General features: G+C 67.1%; 13 protein-coding genes. 6 read left to right on the plus strand and 7 right to left on the minus strand.

Features of this window, described 5'->3' with window-relative positions:
- Nucleotides 1-4: 4 nt before the first annotated feature.
- The 3 genes from argS to IPV08_RS11600 form a co-directional block, all read right to left on the minus strand.
- Nucleotides 5-1750, minus strand: coding sequence for an arginine--tRNA ligase (gene argS / locus IPV08_RS11590; RefSeq protein ID WP_207412002.1), 1746 nt, complete (start codon nt 1748-1750; stop codon nt 5-7).
- 329 nt (nt 1751-2079) lie between these two features.
- On the minus strand, nt 2080-2667 hold the full coding sequence (locus IPV08_RS11595) for a GDSL-type esterase/lipase family protein (protein ID WP_207412003.1): 588 nt from the start codon (nt 2665-2667) through the stop codon (nt 2080-2082).
- 23 nt (nt 2668-2690) lie between these two features.
- The gene (locus IPV08_RS11600; RefSeq protein ID WP_207412004.1) at nt 2691-3959 is read right to left on the minus strand and encodes a deoxyguanosinetriphosphate triphosphohydrolase; all 1269 of its coding nucleotides are present in this window, start codon (nt 3957-3959) and stop codon (nt 2691-2693) included.
- A gap of 99 nt (nt 3960-4058) precedes the next feature.
- Here IPV08_RS11600 and IPV08_RS11605 point away from each other — a divergent pair, with 99 nt between their 5' ends.
- Complete coding sequence (locus IPV08_RS11605; protein ID WP_056424199.1) at nt 4059-4385, plus strand: iron-sulfur cluster assembly accessory protein; 327 nt, start codon at nt 4059-4061, stop codon at nt 4383-4385.
- Nucleotides 4386-4515: 130 nt separating this feature from the next.
- Nucleotides 4516-6363, plus strand: coding sequence for a hypothetical protein (locus IPV08_RS11610; protein WP_246747913.1), 1848 nt, complete (start codon nt 4516-4518; stop codon nt 6361-6363).
- A 60-nt stretch (nt 6364-6423) separates the two neighbouring features.
- On the opposite strand, the gene rnd is transcribed toward IPV08_RS11610, so the two are convergent.
- A complete protein-coding gene (rnd, locus tag IPV08_RS11615; RefSeq protein ID WP_207412005.1) occupies nt 6424-7575 on the minus strand; it encodes a ribonuclease D in 1152 nt (383 codons plus the stop codon).
- A gap of 94 nt (nt 7576-7669) precedes the next feature.
- Complete coding sequence (locus IPV08_RS11620; protein WP_348646110.1) at nt 7670-8110, minus strand: hypothetical protein; 441 nt, start codon at nt 8108-8110, stop codon at nt 7670-7672.
- A gap of 167 nt (nt 8111-8277) precedes the next feature.
- Here IPV08_RS11620 and aspS point away from each other — a divergent pair, with 167 nt between their 5' ends.
- Genes aspS through IPV08_RS11635 form a run of 3 tightly spaced genes read left to right on the plus strand, consistent with a single transcriptional unit; the run spans nt 8278 to nt 11279 of the window.
- Nucleotides 8278-10092, plus strand: a complete 1815-nt coding sequence (gene aspS, locus IPV08_RS11625) for an aspartate--tRNA ligase (protein ID WP_207412006.1) — start codon at nt 8278-8280, stop codon at nt 10090-10092.
- A 24-nt stretch (nt 10093-10116) separates the two neighbouring features.
- Entirely contained in the window at nt 10117-10986 is an 870-nt protein-coding gene (locus IPV08_RS11630) for a glycosyltransferase family 2 protein (protein WP_207412007.1), read from the plus strand.
- Nucleotides 10983-11279, plus strand: coding sequence for a hypothetical protein (locus tag IPV08_RS11635; RefSeq protein ID WP_207412008.1), 297 nt, complete (start codon nt 10983-10985; stop codon nt 11277-11279). The genes IPV08_RS11630 and IPV08_RS11635 overlap by 4 nt, the downstream gene beginning before the upstream one ends.
- 80 nt (nt 11280-11359) lie before the next feature.
- Here IPV08_RS11635 and IPV08_RS11640 read toward each other — a convergent pair whose 3' ends face one another.
- On the minus strand, nt 11360-11611 hold the full coding sequence (locus IPV08_RS11640) for a DUF3297 family protein (RefSeq protein WP_056424187.1): 252 nt from the start codon (nt 11609-11611) through the stop codon (nt 11360-11362).
- Between the two features lie 61 nt (nt 11612-11672).
- Nucleotides 11673-12296, minus strand: a complete 624-nt coding sequence (locus tag IPV08_RS11645) for a CatB-related O-acetyltransferase (RefSeq protein ID WP_246747917.1) — start codon at nt 12294-12296, stop codon at nt 11673-11675.
- An 84-nt stretch (nt 12297-12380) separates the two neighbouring features.
- On the opposite strand from IPV08_RS11645, the gene IPV08_RS11650 reads away from it, so the two are divergent.
- Nucleotides 12381-14714 carry an NADP-dependent malic enzyme gene (locus IPV08_RS11650; protein ID WP_281435339.1) on the plus strand — a complete coding sequence of 778 codons (2334 nt, stop codon included), beginning with the start codon at nt 12381-12383 and terminating at the stop codon, nt 14712-14714.
- The last annotated feature ends 57 nt before the right edge of the window (nt 14715-14771 follow it).

Raw genomic sequence — 14771 nt, forward strand, 5'->3', positions numbered from 1 at the left:
CACCTCACCGCATTTCATCCGGCGCGGTGACACCCAAGACCGTGAGGCCGGAGGCGACGACGCCCCTCAAAGCCTCCACGAGGGCCAGTCTTGCCCGTGTCGAGTTTCGGTCGTTTGGATTAATAAACCGTAATTGCGGCAGGTCTTTGCCTTTGTTCCAGAAACCATGCAGGGAACTTGCGAGCTCGTAGAGGTAGAATGCCACCCGATGTGGCTCGTGCGCCGCAGCCGCCGCTTCGATCACCCGGGGGTACTGGGCGATCAACCGCATGATCTCGATTTCCGCGGAATCGGCAAGCAGCGTCAGGTCCGCGTCGGCTAGGCCGGCGACGGAAAAATCCTCGTCCGGCATGGCCTCGCCTGCCTGCCGGAACACCGAGGCGCAGCGGGCATGGGCGTACTGGACGTAGAAGACCGGGTTGTCCTTGGATTGCTCCACCACCTTGGCGAGGTCGAAATCCAGGGTCGCGTCGTTCTTGCGGTAGAGCATCATGAAACGGATCGCGTCGCGGCCGACTTCGTCGACCACCTCGGCAAGGGTGATGAACTCGCCCGCGCGCTTCGACATCTTCACCGGCTCGCCGGCCCGCAGGAGACGCACGAGCTGGCACAGCTTGACGTCGAGAGTGGCGTGGCCGTCGCTCACCGCCTTCACCGCCGCCTGCATGCGTTTGACGTAGCCGCCGTGATCGGCCCCGAGAACGTCGATCAGGTCGGTGGCGCCGCGCCGGATCTTGTCGCGGTGATAGGCGATGTCGGAGGCGAAATAAGTGAACGAGCCGTCCGATTTCAGCAGCGGCCGGTCGACGTCGTCGCCGAACTCCACCGTGCGGAACAGGGTCTGCTCACGGTCCTCCCAATCATCGGGAAGCTGGCCCTTCGGCGGCGGAAGCCGGCCCTCGTAGACGAGACCTTTTGCGCGGAGTTCCGCCAGGAGGACGGGCACCGCCTCCTTCAGCGTGGCCTCGGAGAAGAACACGTCATGGTGGATGCCGAGCCGGGCGAGATCGCCCCGGATCAGGTCCATCATCGCGGCGATGGCATCCGCCCGCACCTGCGGCAGCCAGTCGGATTCCGGCGCGTCGAGGAGCGCGCGTCCGTGCTTCTCGGCGAGCGCCTTGCCCACCGGCACGAGATAGTCGCCGGGATAGAGGCCTTCGGGCACAGGGCCGACCTCTTCGCCCAGGGCCTCGCGGTAGCGCAGGAACGCGGACCGGGCGAGCACGTCGACCTGCGCGCCGGCATCGTTGATGTAGTACTCGCGCGTCACGTCGCGGCCGGCCGCCACGAGCAGGTTCGCCAGCGCGTCGCCGAATACCGCCCCGCGACCATGGCCCACATGCATCGGTCCGGTGGGGTTGGCCGAGACGTATTCGATGTTGACCTTGCCGCCGCCCATCCGAGCGCGGCCGTACTCGGTGCCCTCGCCGAGCGCGGCACGCACGACCTCGTGATAGGTCTCGGGCGTCAGGCGCAGGTTGATGAAGCCCGGTCCGGCCACGCTCGCCTCGACCACGCGGGGATCCTGCCGGAGCTCCGTGGCCAGCGCTTCGCCGAGCGCCTTCGGATTGGTCCGGGCCTCCTTGGCGAGAACCAGGGCGGCATTGGTGGCGAGGTCGCCGTGACTGGCGTCGCGCGGCGGCTCGACCACCACGCGGGAGAGATCGAGCCCCTCGGGCAGCGTCCCGGACCGGGTCAGGCTCTCGAGCGCTTCGCGCACGCGCGCCTCGAAGGTGGCGAAGATGTTCATGGGATATCTATTCCGCTCGCGCCATGCCGCATCGTCACGACGGCTTGCGCCTCAATGCGGCGGCATACCAACGCGGGAGGCAGGTGTCACGGGAGGCAGGTGTCACGGGAGGCAGGTGTCACGGGAGGCAGGTGTCACGGGAGGCAGGTGTCACGGGAGGCAGGTGTCACGGGAGGCAGGTGTCACGGGAGGCAGGTGTCACGGGAGGCCGCCCATCGCACTTCCTGGCTCCTCATCGACCCGGCGCTTCACGAGGCGTCGCCAAACTCCGGTCTTGGCCGGATCTCGCTCAGCTCAACACGGCACATCGGAGGTTTCGTGAAGGACACTCAGAACCAGGCGCGCCAAGCTTCCCAGCCGGCGACGACGCTGGCCAGAGCCGCGTAGCCTTTGGCATTGGGGTGCGTTCCGTCCCCCGCTCCAGCCTCGCTGGTCCATGCGTCGGATTCTGTCGCCATGCCGAAGACCGGCAGGAACGGGACATCGAGTCGGGCGCAAAGAGGAGTGATGTCCCGCGACAGAGCCAGAATTCGCGCATCCGTCGCTGGATCGTCGCAGACGGGAAGCGGACCGACCATCAGGGTTCTTCGCCAACCGGCGGCGTCTCCGAGAATCCTCTCCGCCGTGTCGAGTGAGCGGTCATGAGGGACGCGGATTCGGCCATCGACGAGCGTGCAGTCGTTTGCGCCGAACGAAAAGACAAGCCGGCCGTCCAGCCCCTCGGGCAGCCGGGCTTCGGCCTCGCGTCGCCAGCGGCCGTGGATGTCGAGGCTGGTGTCGCGGCGAATTCCCAGATTGTAATGCGTGACGTCCCAGCCGGCGCGGCGGGCCTCGGCACAGAGACGGCCCGTCCATCCGAGACAGGTGTCGTCACCGACCCCGTTCACGAAACTGTCGCCGATGAAGCAGATGCGCATGAATCGTCCCGAAATCTCGGCCGCTATCCTTCCGCCAGCGGCAGACCCCGGCTCTCCGGGCTCCAGTGCAGGTCCGGCGTCGTCGCGAACAGGCGCTTGTGGGCGAGCACGGCGTAAGTGTCGGTCATGCCGGCGATGTAGTCGGCGACCCGGCGGGCGATGCGCCCCTCCCCTGCGCCATCGAGCCCGACCCGCCATTCCTCGGGCATGGCTGCCGGGTTCGCCGTGAAGGCGCCGAACAGATCCGCGACGATGATGTCGGCTTGCGCCCGCACCGCCAGCACGCTCGGGTGGCGGTACATCCGCGCGTAGAGGAAGCGCTTGATCGTCGTGTCCGCCTCCGCCAGCGCGGGTGAGAAGGCGACGACCGGTGCCGATGCCCCACGAATGTCCTCTACCGACATCGGCGCCAGGACTTCGATCCGGCGCGTGCTCTCCGCGATCACGTCCTCGACGAAGCGGGTAATGACGCGACGCGCCAGTTCGTGGATCTTTCGCGAGGGTTCCAGCCCGGGATGCAGAGCGTCGATCTCCTCCATCAGCCTGGCGAGGAACGGCACCTCTTGCAGGTCGGAGAGTTCGAACAGACCGGCGCGCAGGCCGTCATCGAGATCGTGGCTGTCATAAGCGATGTCGTCGGCCAGCGCCGCCGCCTGCGCTTCCGGTCCGGCGAAGCGGCCGAGTTCGAGATCGTGAACGGCGTCGTATTCGAGGATCGCGGCGGGAATCCCCCGCTCGGCCCAGCGCGCGGTCGGGGCTCCCTCGGGCGTCAGCAGAGGCCCGTTGTGCTTGACGAGGCCCTCCAGGGTCTCCCAGGCGAGATTGAGCCCGTCGAATCCGGCATAGCGCCGCTCGAGCCGGGTCACGATGCGCAGCGCCTGGGCGTTGTGGTCGAACCCGCCATGGCCTTTCGTCAGTGCATCGAGGGCGTCCTCGCCGGTATGCCCGAAACAGGTGTGGCCGAGGTCGTGGGACAGCGCCAGCGCCTCCGCGAGATCCTCGTCGAGGCCGAGGGCACGGGCGAGGGCCCGTGCGATCTGGCTGACTTCGAGCGTATGGGTGAGGCGGGTCCGGTAATGGTCGCCTTCGTGATGGACGAAGACCTGGGTCTTGTGCTTCAGGCGCCGGAAGGCGGCCGAATGGATGATCCGGTCGCGGTCGCGCTGGAAGTCGCTGCGGGTGGGCGAGACCGCCTCCGGGATCAGCCGCCCACGCGTGGCTGCCGGATCGGTGGCGTAGCGCGCCCGCCAGCGTTCGCCCCTGTGCCGCACGTCACCTCCCGAACCCGTCATTTCGCGCCAGGCTCCTACCGCGTTGCAGCGCGTCTCTACGGCGCATATCTTGTGTGGGCTAGCGCTTCTGGCAATCGACGAGAACCCAAGAGCATCACGATGGCCGACATTACCCTGACCCCCCGCGCGGCCAAGCGCATCAACGAGATCATGGGGACCGAGCCTCCCGGTGCGTCCCTGCGGATCAGCGTCAATGGTGGCGGCTGCTCGGGCTTCTCCTATGCCTTCGACATCGAGCGCTCCCGCGCCGATGACGACATGGTGATCGAACGGGATGGCGCGACCGTCCTCGTCGACCCTGTGTCCCTCGAATACATGAGCGGCTCGACCATCGATTTCGCCAACGACCTGATCGGCCAGTCCTTCAAGATCGAGAACCCTCAGGTCACGGCCTCCTGCGGCTGCGGTACGTCGTTCTCGCTCTGAGTCATCGTCTTTCCGTCACATCGCGGCGTGCGGCAGCGCGATTGCCTCGCCGCGGAAACTGCGGCACGGATGCGGTTCGGCGCGGCACCGTTGCACGAAGCGCCTTTTCCGCAGCGCCCCGGATCTGCTCATGAACGTCCCACAAGGCCGTCCCTTCCTCATGCGGGCGGCCGGCCTTTCGGTCTGTGCCCTCCTTGCCCTTGGCGGAGGTGGCCCGATGGGCCCATTGCCGGCCACGGCCCAGGAGGCGGCGTCCGCCGTGCAGGACGTCACGCTCCAGAACGTGACGATGACGTTCGGCGGTACGACCCTCACCGCACCGCAGGTCATCGTCAGCGGTACGCGTCTGACGAAGGACGATCTGCTCGCTCTCCTGAAATCCGGCCCCGAGCCTCTGGCCGCGCGTCTGGCCAAGTTCGATGCTGCCAGCATCGTGATTCCGGAGCTTCGTTCCGAGACCCGGATCGGTACCAGGGCCCAGACAGCGACCTATCGCGACGTGACGGCCAAGGATGTCCGTGGCGGCCGTATCGCCCAGGCGAGTGCCGCTGGGGTGACGGCTGCGGAGGATGGGGGTGAGGCGAGACACAGCGCCAGTTACGGCCGCATCGACATGAAGGACGTCGATCTCGCCGCGATGGCGCGGCTTTACGGCGAGGCAGGCGACGCCAAGAGCCCGATGCTCCGGATCTACGGCAATTTCTCGGCCGCCGACATTGTGATGGAGGCCGAGGGCACTCTGGTGAAGATCGCCCGTCTCGAGGGTAGCGACGTCAGCGGCCGACAGATTCCCGCGACATGGACGGGCGCGCTGGAAGCGATGTCCCGTGTGGACCCGACCCAGCCTGCCTCCGCCGACAAGGCGCGGATCCTCGGAACCGTGGCCGACCTGATGGACGGGTTCTCCGTCGGCTCGTTCCAGGCCAGCGGGCTCACGGTCAATCAGACTCATGACGGTGAACCCATGGCGATGACCATGGGGCGCATGGCCTTCACCTCCGGAAACCTTACCTTCGAGGATCTCGGCTTCACGGCGGGCGAAGCCAGTGGCAAGCTCTCGCGCCTGTCCTTCGCGGGCTTCTCCTTCGCTCCGACCGTGGCGGCCATGCGGAAGCTCTCGGCTCAGGCCGGAGAGCCGACCGAGGCGGATCTGCGGCAGATGACGCCGGTGCTCGGCACCCTGGCAGTGAAGGACCTGCGCCTCGACCTGCCGCCGGACGGGGCACCCGCCGCGCCGAAGCCTCCCGGTAATTCTGCAGGCAAGTCTGCTGCTGCTCCCGCGCTCCCCCCCGTCGCGGCGGCTCCCACGCAGATCGGCTTGCGTGACGGTGCCTTCGCCTTCGGGCCGCTGCGCGACGGCCTGCCGACCACCGGCCGTGCCACCCTCTCGGGACTCACCCTGCCCGCTACGGCGGTGGCCGGAATTCCGGGGCTCGGCTCCCTCGGCGCTTACGGCTATCGCGACCTCGACCTGAACGTCGTCGCCGACACGGCCTGGAACGAGGCCGCCAAGGAACTCTCCTTCAGCGAGGTGTCGGTGTCGGGCAAGGACATGGGCAGCGTGAAGGTCAACGGCATCCTGGGCGGTATCGGCCCGGCGGTGTTCGACCCGGATCCGAGCGTCTCGACCTTCGCCATGCTGGGGGCGACTGCCAAGACCCTCGACCTGCGGATCGAGAATAGCGGCCTGTTCGAGCGCTTCATCGCCTCGCAGTCGAAGAGCCTGAGCCTCAAGCCGGAGGAACTGACCCAGGAATACGTGACCGCGACCACGTTCGGCGTTCCGGCGATCCTCGGCAATTCCGCCGGCGCCAAGGCCATCGGCGCGGCTCTGGGCCAGTTCGTGACCCGGCCGGGTACGTTTCTCCTCAGCGCCAAAGCGAAGAATGCCGGTGGCATCGGCATGCTCGAATTCAGCGCGGCCCCGACGCCGGGCGCCGTGCTCGACAGGTTGGACGTCAGCGCGAAGGTGAATTGAGGACGGGCGAGCCGCGCATGCGGCTCCCCTTCCCCAGGCGGGGGGGACGTGAGGCTTGGATCAATCCAGCGCGCGCACCACGATCCGCCCACCCTGGGCCGAGAGGGCCAGGCGGCCTGCCTTGAGGGCAAGCGCCTTCTCGCCGAACAGCGTCCGGCGCCAACCCTGCAGCACCGCGATGTCGGCTTCGTCGTCTTCCGCGATGGCTTCGAGGTCATCCATCGTGGCGACGATCTTGGGTGCCACGTCTTCGGCCTCGCAGACCGCCTTGAGCAGCACCTTCAGCAATTCGACCACGGCGCCGTTGCCGCCCCGGCCCCGGCTGCGCTCGGGCAAGGCGATCTCGGAGAGATCACGCTGAAAGCCGCGCTCCACGGCGGCCAGGATGTCGGCTCCGGTGCGCGAGCGTTCGAAACCCGCCGGGATCGAGCGGAGGCGTCCCAGCGCCTCGACGCTGCGAGGCGCGGAGGTGGCGATGTCGATCACCGCCTCGTCCTTGAGGATTCGCCCGCGCGGCACGTTGCGGGTCTGGGCCTCGCGTTCGCGCCAGGCCGCCACCTCGGCCAGAACCGCGATCTCGCGCGGCTTGCGCATGCGGCCGGAGAGCCGGCGCCAGGCCTGGGCCGGGTCGGCCTTGTAGGTTTCCGGCGAGGTCAGGACGCTCATCTCCTCGTCGAGCCACTCGCCGCGATCGGTGGAGAGGAGCTGCCCCGCCAGCACCTCGTAGACCTTCACCAAGTGGGTCACGTCGGAGAGGGCGTAGCTCGATTGGGCGTCCGAGAGCGGACGGCGCGACCAGTCGGTGAAGCGGGACGATTTGTCGATCTTGGCCTTGGCGACGTCGTTGACCAGCTGCTCGTAGGAGACCGAGTCGCCGTAGCCGCAGACCATGGCGGCGACCTGTGTATCGAAGAACGGCTGCGGCAGCAGCCCGCCGAGCAGCCAGATGATCTCGAGATCCTGGCGTGCCGAGTGGAACACCTTGACCACGCTCTCGTCGGCCATCAGCGCGAAGAATGGCGCGAGGTCGATATCGGGAGACAACGGGTCGACGAGCACGCCCGACCCGTCCGGCCCCGCCATCTGGATGAGGCAGAGCTTGGGGTAGTAGGTCGTCTCCCGCATGAACTCCGTGTCGACGGTAACGAACGGCTGTCCGGCGAAACGGCTGCAAGCCTCGGCGAGGGCCGGCGTGGTAGCTATGAGGTCCATGAGAGCCGGCTATATCGGAGGTTGACGCGTGAGGCGAGATCGTATCTCGCGCCGCGCGCGCCTATCCCCGACATCCCGTGCTGCACTTCCTTCGTCAGGCGGCGCGCTTGCGGGACCGGTTCCGGCGAGCGAGGCTGCGCACCAGTTCGGCACGCTCGCGCCTCTGGGCCTCGGCACGGGCGAGAAGCCAGTCGAGGATGCCGGCATTCATTCGGGGGCCGCCTTCCTCGGACAGGCGCCGGATGCGGTCCACCCGAAAGCCGCGATAGCCGCCGCGTGCGCGGTCGATACCGCCCAGCAGCGTCCGGCCGGGTCCGAGCCTCAACTCGCGCGCGCTCAGGCTCCGCGTGCTCCAGAGGCCACGGGAATCCTCGTAGACGATCTCGTAGCGGCCTTCGAGCGGCAGAACCTGCCACGCGCCGGGCTTGTGTTCGCCCTGTTCGGCAGTCTTCCGGCGTTCGGCAGGAGCGGCGGCAGCCTCGTTCAGAATATCGAAAAATGCGTTTGCATTCATGGACCTGATATGGGGATTCACCCTCGTCTCCGAAAGGTCCCGCCCCCGTCTCCAGGGCCTCGACGATGCCCGTTCCGGGCTCGTCCCTGCTCCCGCCTACGGGCTCCGCCGCGTGGCGTAGGATCGCCTTCGCCTTGACTTGCCCGCCCTCGCGTGAATGGTGCGCCGCTCAATCTGAAGAGCCCGTCATGCACCGTTATCGTACCCATACCTGCGGGGCGCTCCGCCCGTCCGACGTCGGCGAGACCGTTCGCCTTTCCGGCTGGTGCCATCGCATCCGCGATCATGGCGGCGTGCTCTTCATCGATCTGCGCGACCATTACGGTCGCACCCAATGCGTGGTCGACTCCGATTCGAAGGCGTTCAAGACAGCCAACCTCGCCCGCTCGGAATGGGTGATCCGCATCGACGGCCGCGTGCGCACGCGCCCTGCGGGAACCGAGAATGCCGACCTGCCCACCGGAACGGTGGAGGTCTATATCGACGACATCGAGGTTCTCGGCCCCGCCGGCGAATTGCCGGTGCCGGTCTTCGGCGACCAGGACTACCCGGAGGAGACGCGGCTCAAGTACCGCTTCCTCGATCTGCGCCGTGACAAGCTGCACGCCAACATCATGAAGCGCGGCGCGATCATCGATTCGCTCCGCCGCCGCATGCGCGAGGGCGGCTTCTTCGAGTTCCAGACGCCGATCCTCACCGCCTCCAGCCCGGAAGGCGCGCGTGACTATCTGGTGCCGTCCCGCGTGCACCCTGGCAAGTTCTACGCGCTGCCGCAGGCCCCCCAGCAGTTCAAGCAGCTGACGATGATCGCCGGCTTCGACCGCTACTTCCAGATCGCGCCGTGTTTTCGCGACGAGGATGCCCGCGCCGACCGCTCGCCGGGCGAGTTCTACCAGCTCGACATCGAGATGAGCTTCGTCACCCAGGAGGACGTGTTCCAGTCGGTGGAGCCGGTCCTGCGCGACGTCTTCAAGGAATTCGCCGAAGGCAAGCGGGTCACCGAGACCTTCCCGCGCATCCCCTATGCCGAGGCGATGCTGAAATACGGCGTCGACAAGCCGGATCTGCGAAACCCGCTGATCATCGCCGACGTGACGGACGAGTTCGCTCGTGATGAGGTCGAGTTCAAAGCCTTCAAGGGCGTGATCAAGTCCGGCGGGGTCGTTCGCGCCATCCCGGCGACGGGGGCGGCGACGCAGTCGCGCTCGTTCTTCGACAAGCTCAACGACTTCGCCCGCACCGAGGGCGCGCCGGGCCTCGGCTACATCATCTTCGAGGACGACAACGGCACGGTCACCGGCAAGGGCCCGATCGCCAAGTTCATCCCTTCGGAGATCCAGGCCCTCATCCGCGAAAAGACCGGCACGAAGGCCGGCGACGCCGTGTTCTTCTCCGCCGGCACCGAGGCGAAGGCCGCGGCTCTGGCCGGTAAGGCCCGCATCCGCATCGCGGACGAGCTGAACCTCTCCGACAAGGATCAGTACGCATTCTGCTGGATCACCGACTTCCCGATGTACGAGTGGAACGAGGACGAGAAGCGGATCGACTTCTCCCACAACCCGTTCTCGATGCCGAATTTCGACCGCGAGGAATTCCTCGCCCTCGATCCGAGCGAGTCCGAGAAGATCCTCGTCATCAAGGCGTTCCAGTACGACATCGTCTGCAACGGCACGGAGCTGTCCTCCGGCGCGATCCGTAACCACCGCCCCGAGGTGATGGAGAAGGCCTTCGGTCTGGCCGGTTACGGCCAGGAGGTGCTGGAGGAGAAGTTCGGCGGCATGCTCAATGCCCTGAAACTCGGCGCCCCGCCGCACGGCGGCATCGCACCGGGAATCGACCGCATCGTCATGCTGCTCTGCGGCGAGCAGAACCTCCGCGAAGTGGTGCTGTTCCCGATGAACCAGCGCGCCGAGGATCTGATGATGGGGGCCCCTGCCGAGGCGACTCCGAAGCAGCTGCGCGAGCTCCACATCCGTCTCAACCTGCCGGAGAAGCAGGGCTGAGAAACCTTCGCCCGGCCGGCCACGATGCCTTCCCTCGTCGCCATCGTCGTTGCCCATGACAGCGCCCATGCGCTTCCGTCGTGCCTCGCGGCCCTGGCGGCGGAGCATGTGCCTGCCGTCGTGGTCGACAATGCGAGCCGTGATGCCTCGGCGAGCGTCGCCGAGGCGGCCGGCGCAAAAGTGGTCCGCAACCTCCGCAACGAGGGCTACGGTCGGGCCAATACCATCGGGATCCGGGCCGCCGAGCGCGCCGAGCGCGTGCTCATTCTCAACCCGGACATCGTGGTTCAGGCAGGAGCGGTCGATGCCCTGCTGCGGGCCGCCGCCGCGTATCCCGATGCGGGGCTGCTGGCGCCGCGCCTGATGGAGCCGGACGGGCGCTTCTTCTACCAGCCGCGCTCGCTGCTCGCGCCCTATCTGACCAATCCGCCGGGCAACCGTGCCTTGCCCGAGGGCGATGCCTGTGTGCCCTTCCTGTCGGGCGCCTGCCTAATGATCCGGCGCGACTTGTTCCTCGACCTGGGCGGGTTCGACCCGAACATCTTCCTGTTCTACGAAGATGACGACTTGTGCCGCCGGGTCGCCGATGCCGGTCGCTCCCTGGTCCATGTTCACGGGGCGGTCGCCCTGCATGGGCGTGGGCGTTCGTCCGCGCCTGAGCCGGGCCGGGTCTTCCGCACCCGCTGGCACCAGGCCTGGTCACGGGCCTACGTTTCACGCAAATATGGTCTGCCCGATCCGAGCCCCCGGATGCTTGCCGTGAACGCCCCGAAGGCAGCTCTGGCCTCCTTGAGCTTCCGCCGGCAATTGCTCGAACGCTATGCCGGTTCGGCCGCGGGCGCCCTCGCCGCTATTCGTGGCCGCACGGCTCTCGCGCAGGAAGGGCTGGCATGACCCTGCTCAATCCAACGGACGCCCTGGCACGCGCCGTGGCCGGCGTCGCGTCACATGGCTTCCTGATTGTCGCCCGCAACACGCGCGGCGACAGCGTCTATCTCAAGCCGGAGGGCAGCGTCTTCGCCCTGCGCGTCTCGAACCATGCGCGAACCCCGAAGCAGCGGGCGAACCACCCGGATTCGGTGACGAGTCTCGTCATCCGCCAGCCGAAGGCAGAAAGTCAGATCGACGCCCTGGTGGCGGAGGCCCTGAGGAATTACGCGGGAGAGTGCCGGAAGCGGGAGGGCTAAGGCCCGCCGGATCGCGGTGAAGGTCCCGCGATCAGGGAGCCGGTGCCGTTCCCATTGGACACGGCGTCGGGGTGACCCCTTCAGCCTTCCGCTGCGTCGTCCCGGAAATAGGGCTCCACCGGGCCCTTCAGCTTCACCGTCATCGGGTTGCCGGCCCGATCCAGGGTCTTGCCGGCCGACAGGCGGACCCAGCCCTCGCTGACGCAGTATTCCTCGACATTGGTCTTCTCGACGCCCTTGAAGCGGATGCCGATGCCGCGTTCGAGGATGGCCTCGTTGTAGAACGGGCTGTTGGGGTTCACCGCGAGGCGGTCGGGAGGCGTGTCGGACATCGTCTGTGCCTTGAAGTCGATCGATCGTCAGTGTGGGGATGAAGCAGTCCGGGTAAGGGATTCAGGCGGCGCCCGCAACGCCGGCCGCCCGTGCCGCGCGCGCGGCCGCAATCAACTCGGCGACACGATCGCTCTGGAGCAGCGGCACGAGCGGGCGGATCGCTGCGGGATCCAGCTCCCACCAAGCCGTCTCCAACAGGCCCGCCACCAGACCCGGATCGAAACGGGAGCGCACCACCCGGCCAGGATTGCCGACGACCACCGCATAAGGCGGCACGTCGCGGGAGACGACGGCATGGGCCCCGATCACCGCTCCATGTCCGATGGTGACGCCCGACAGGATCAGACAGCCGGAGCCGAGCCAGACGTCGCTGCCGATCATCACGTCGCCGCGTGATGCCTGGTCATCGACCGACGCGTCCACTCCCGGCCACAGCCCCGCCATGGCCGCGAAAGGATAGGTGGTCGCCCAGTCGAGGCGATGCCCGCCCCCGAGAAGGATCTCGACCTTGTCGGCGATGGAACAATACCGCCCGATCGTAAGGTGCCGCCCAGCTTCCGGGAACCGCACTTTGGGACGGCCGTAGGAGTATTCCCCGATGGAGAAACCGTAAGTTTTCACCAATTTCTCGAGGTGGATTCGGGTTTGGTTGTGCGGGTTGCGCCCACTCCGCAGGCGGTGCAACAGGGACGTCAACCAACGCATCCCGACGTCCGGCGGGAGAGTCCGGCGGAGCCGAAAAGGCCCGTCAGTGAGGGAGTGAGGCTCATGGGCGACAATATGTCTGACGATCTCAAGTCCGGAGCCCTCGTCTACCATCGTCTACCCCGGCCCGGAAAGCTCGAGATCCAGGCGACGAAGCCGCTGGGCAACCAGCGAGATCTGGCGCTGGCCTACTCGCCCGGCGTCGCCGCCGCCTGCATGGCGATCTACGAGGACCCGCAGGAGGCGGCCAACCTCACCATCCGCCAGAACCTGGTCGCCGTGCTGACCAACGGGACCGCCGTGCTCGGCCTGGGCAATATCGGCCCGCTGGCCTCGAAGCCGGTGATGGAGGGCAAGGCCGTCCTGTTCAAGAAGTTCGCCGATATCGACGTGTTCGATATCGAGGTCGACCAGACCGACGTGTCGAAGCTCGTGGACGTGGTCTGCTCCCTCGAGCCGACCTTCGGCGGCATCAACCTCGAGGACATCAAGGCTCCCGAGTGTTTCGAGGTCGAGGAGCAGTGTCGGGCGCGGATGAACATCCCCGTCTTCCACGACGACCAGCACGGCACGGCGATCATCGTTGCGGCGGGTGTGCTCAACGCCCTCGAACTCGCCGGCAAGCAGCTTCCGGAGGTCCGGATCGTGACCTCGGGCGCGGGTGCGGCGGCTTTGGCCTGCCTGAACTTGCTCGTGTCGCTCGGGGCCCGTGTCGAGAACATCACGGTCACCGACATCAAGGGCGTGGTCTACAAGGGCCGCACCGAGTTGATGGATCGCTGGAAGGACGTCTACGCACAGGAGACCGAGGCCCGGACCCTGGCCGAGGTCATTCCGGGTGCCGACGTGTTCATCGGTCTCTCGGCCGGTGGCGTGCTGAAGCCGGAATACCTGGAGAAGATGGCCGAGAAGCCGCTGATCATGGCGCTGGCCAACCCCTACCCCGAGATCATGCCGGACCTTGCGCAGGAGAAGCGCCCCGACGCGATGATCTGCACCGGGCGTTCTGATTTCCCCAATCAGGTCAACAACGTCCTCTGCTTCCCCTACATCTTCCGGGGCGCCCTCGATGTCGGCGCCACCTCGATCAACGAGGAAATGAAGCAGGCCGCCGTGAAGGCCATCGCCGCGCTCGCCCGTGAGACCCCGTCCGACGTGGTCGCCCGCGCCTATGGCGGCGAGGCCCGGCCCTTCGGCCGGCATTCGCTGATCCCGAGCCCGTTCGATCCGCGCCTGATCCTGCGGATCGCGCCGGCCGTGGCCAAGGCCGCGATGGATTCCGGCGTCGCCGGCCGTCCGCTCGAGAACATCCAGGCCTATGCCGACAGCCTCGACCGGTTCGTCCACCGCTCGGGCTTCATCATGAAGCCGATCTTCTCCAAGGCCAAGGAAGCGCCCAAGCGCGTCATCTACGCCGAAGGCGAGGACGAGCGTGTGCTCCGCGCCGCCCAGGCCATCGTCGAGGATCAGGTGGCCCGGCCCATTCTGGTCGGCCGCCCGCGAGTCATCGAGACCCGGATCAAGCGCTTCGGGCTCTCGATCAAGCAGGGCACCGATTTCGACCTGATCGATCCCGAAGACGATCCGCGCTACCGGGACTATGTCGCCACCTATCTCGAGGCGGCGGGCCGGCGCGGCATCACCCCGGACGCCGCCCGCACCCTGGTGCGGACGAATTCCACGGTGATCGGCGCGGTCGCCGTGCGCCGGGGCGAGGCGGACGCGCTGATCTGCGGCCTGGAGGGCCGGTTCGAGACACGTCTGCGGGTGATCCGCGACGTGATCGGTCTCGCGCCGGGCGTGCTCGACTTCGCCGCCATGAGCCTCGTCATCACGAAGAAGGGCGCGTTCTTCCTGGCCGATACCCATGTCCGTCCGGATCCGACCGCCGAGGAGATCGCCGATGTGGCGGTGGCCTGCGCCGGGCATGTCTCGCGGTTCGGCATGACGCCGAAGATCGCTCTTCTGAGTCATTCGGATTTCGGCCAGTCCGATTCTCGCTCGGCCATCAAGATGCGCACCGCGCTGGGCCTGATCCAGGCTCGCAAGCCCGAACTTCAGGTGGATGGCGAGATGCAGGCCGATAGTGCCCTGTCCGACCTGATCCGTGATCGGGTGCTGCCGGGTTCACCCCTCAAGGGGGCGGCCAACGTGCTGATCTTCCCCAATCTCGATGCAGCCAACATCGCTTTTCAGTTCTCGAAGGTCCTCGCCGACGCTCTCCCGGTGGGGCCGCTCCTGATCGGACCGGCGAAGCCCGCTCACATCCTGTCGCCCTCCGTGACGGCGAGGGGCATCGTCAACGTCACGGCTGCAGCGGTGGTGGAAGCGCAAGCGACCTCCGTGGAATCGAGGGCGGCCGCGGCCGAGCCGGGAGTGACCCCGCTCTCGGAATAGGACGCCCTGGCCGGTCGTCTCGAACCTCCCGGCATCGTCATCGCAAAGGCTCCCGGA

Origin of the sequence: Methylobacterium sp. SD274 (genome assembly GCF_017355285.1) — a bacterium.
Taxonomy (GTDB): Bacteria; Pseudomonadota; Alphaproteobacteria; order Rhizobiales; family Beijerinckiaceae; genus Methylobacterium.

Excerpts from the sequence above, each read along its gene's own strand:
- argS (WP_207412002.1), bottom strand. The coding sequence starts at position 1,750 with ATGAACATCTTCGCCACCTTCGAGGCGCGCGTGCGCGAAGCGCTCGAG.
- IPV08_RS11605 (WP_056424199.1), top strand. The coding sequence starts at position 4,059 with ATGGCCGACATTACCCTGACCCCCCGCGCGGCCAAGCGCATCAACGAG.
- IPV08_RS11650 (WP_281435339.1), top strand. The coding sequence starts at position 12,381 with ATGGGCGACAATATGTCTGACGATCTCAAGTCCGGAGCCCTCGTCTAC.
- aspS (WP_207412006.1), top strand. The coding sequence starts at position 8,278 with ATGCACCGTTATCGTACCCATACCTGCGGGGCGCTCCGCCCGTCCGAC.
- rnd (WP_207412005.1), bottom strand. The coding sequence starts at position 7,575 with ATGGACCTCATAGCTACCACGCCGGCCCTCGCCGAGGCTTGCAGCCGT.
- IPV08_RS11640 (WP_056424187.1), bottom strand. The coding sequence starts at position 11,611 with ATGTCCGACACGCCTCCCGACCGCCTCGCGGTGAACCCCAACAGCCCG.
- IPV08_RS11595 (WP_207412003.1), bottom strand. The coding sequence starts at position 2,667 with ATGCGCATCTGCTTCATCGGCGACAGTTTCGTGAACGGGGTCGGTGAC.
- IPV08_RS11610 (WP_246747913.1), top strand. The coding sequence starts at position 4,516 with ATGAACGTCCCACAAGGCCGTCCCTTCCTCATGCGGGCGGCCGGCCTT.
- IPV08_RS11630 (WP_207412007.1), top strand. The coding sequence starts at position 10,117 with ATGCCTTCCCTCGTCGCCATCGTCGTTGCCCATGACAGCGCCCATGCG.
- IPV08_RS11635 (WP_207412008.1), top strand. The coding sequence starts at position 10,983 with ATGACCCTGCTCAATCCAACGGACGCCCTGGCACGCGCCGTGGCCGGC.
- IPV08_RS11600 (WP_207412004.1), bottom strand. The coding sequence starts at position 3,959 with ATGACGGGTTCGGGAGGTGACGTGCGGCACAGGGGCGAACGCTGGCGG.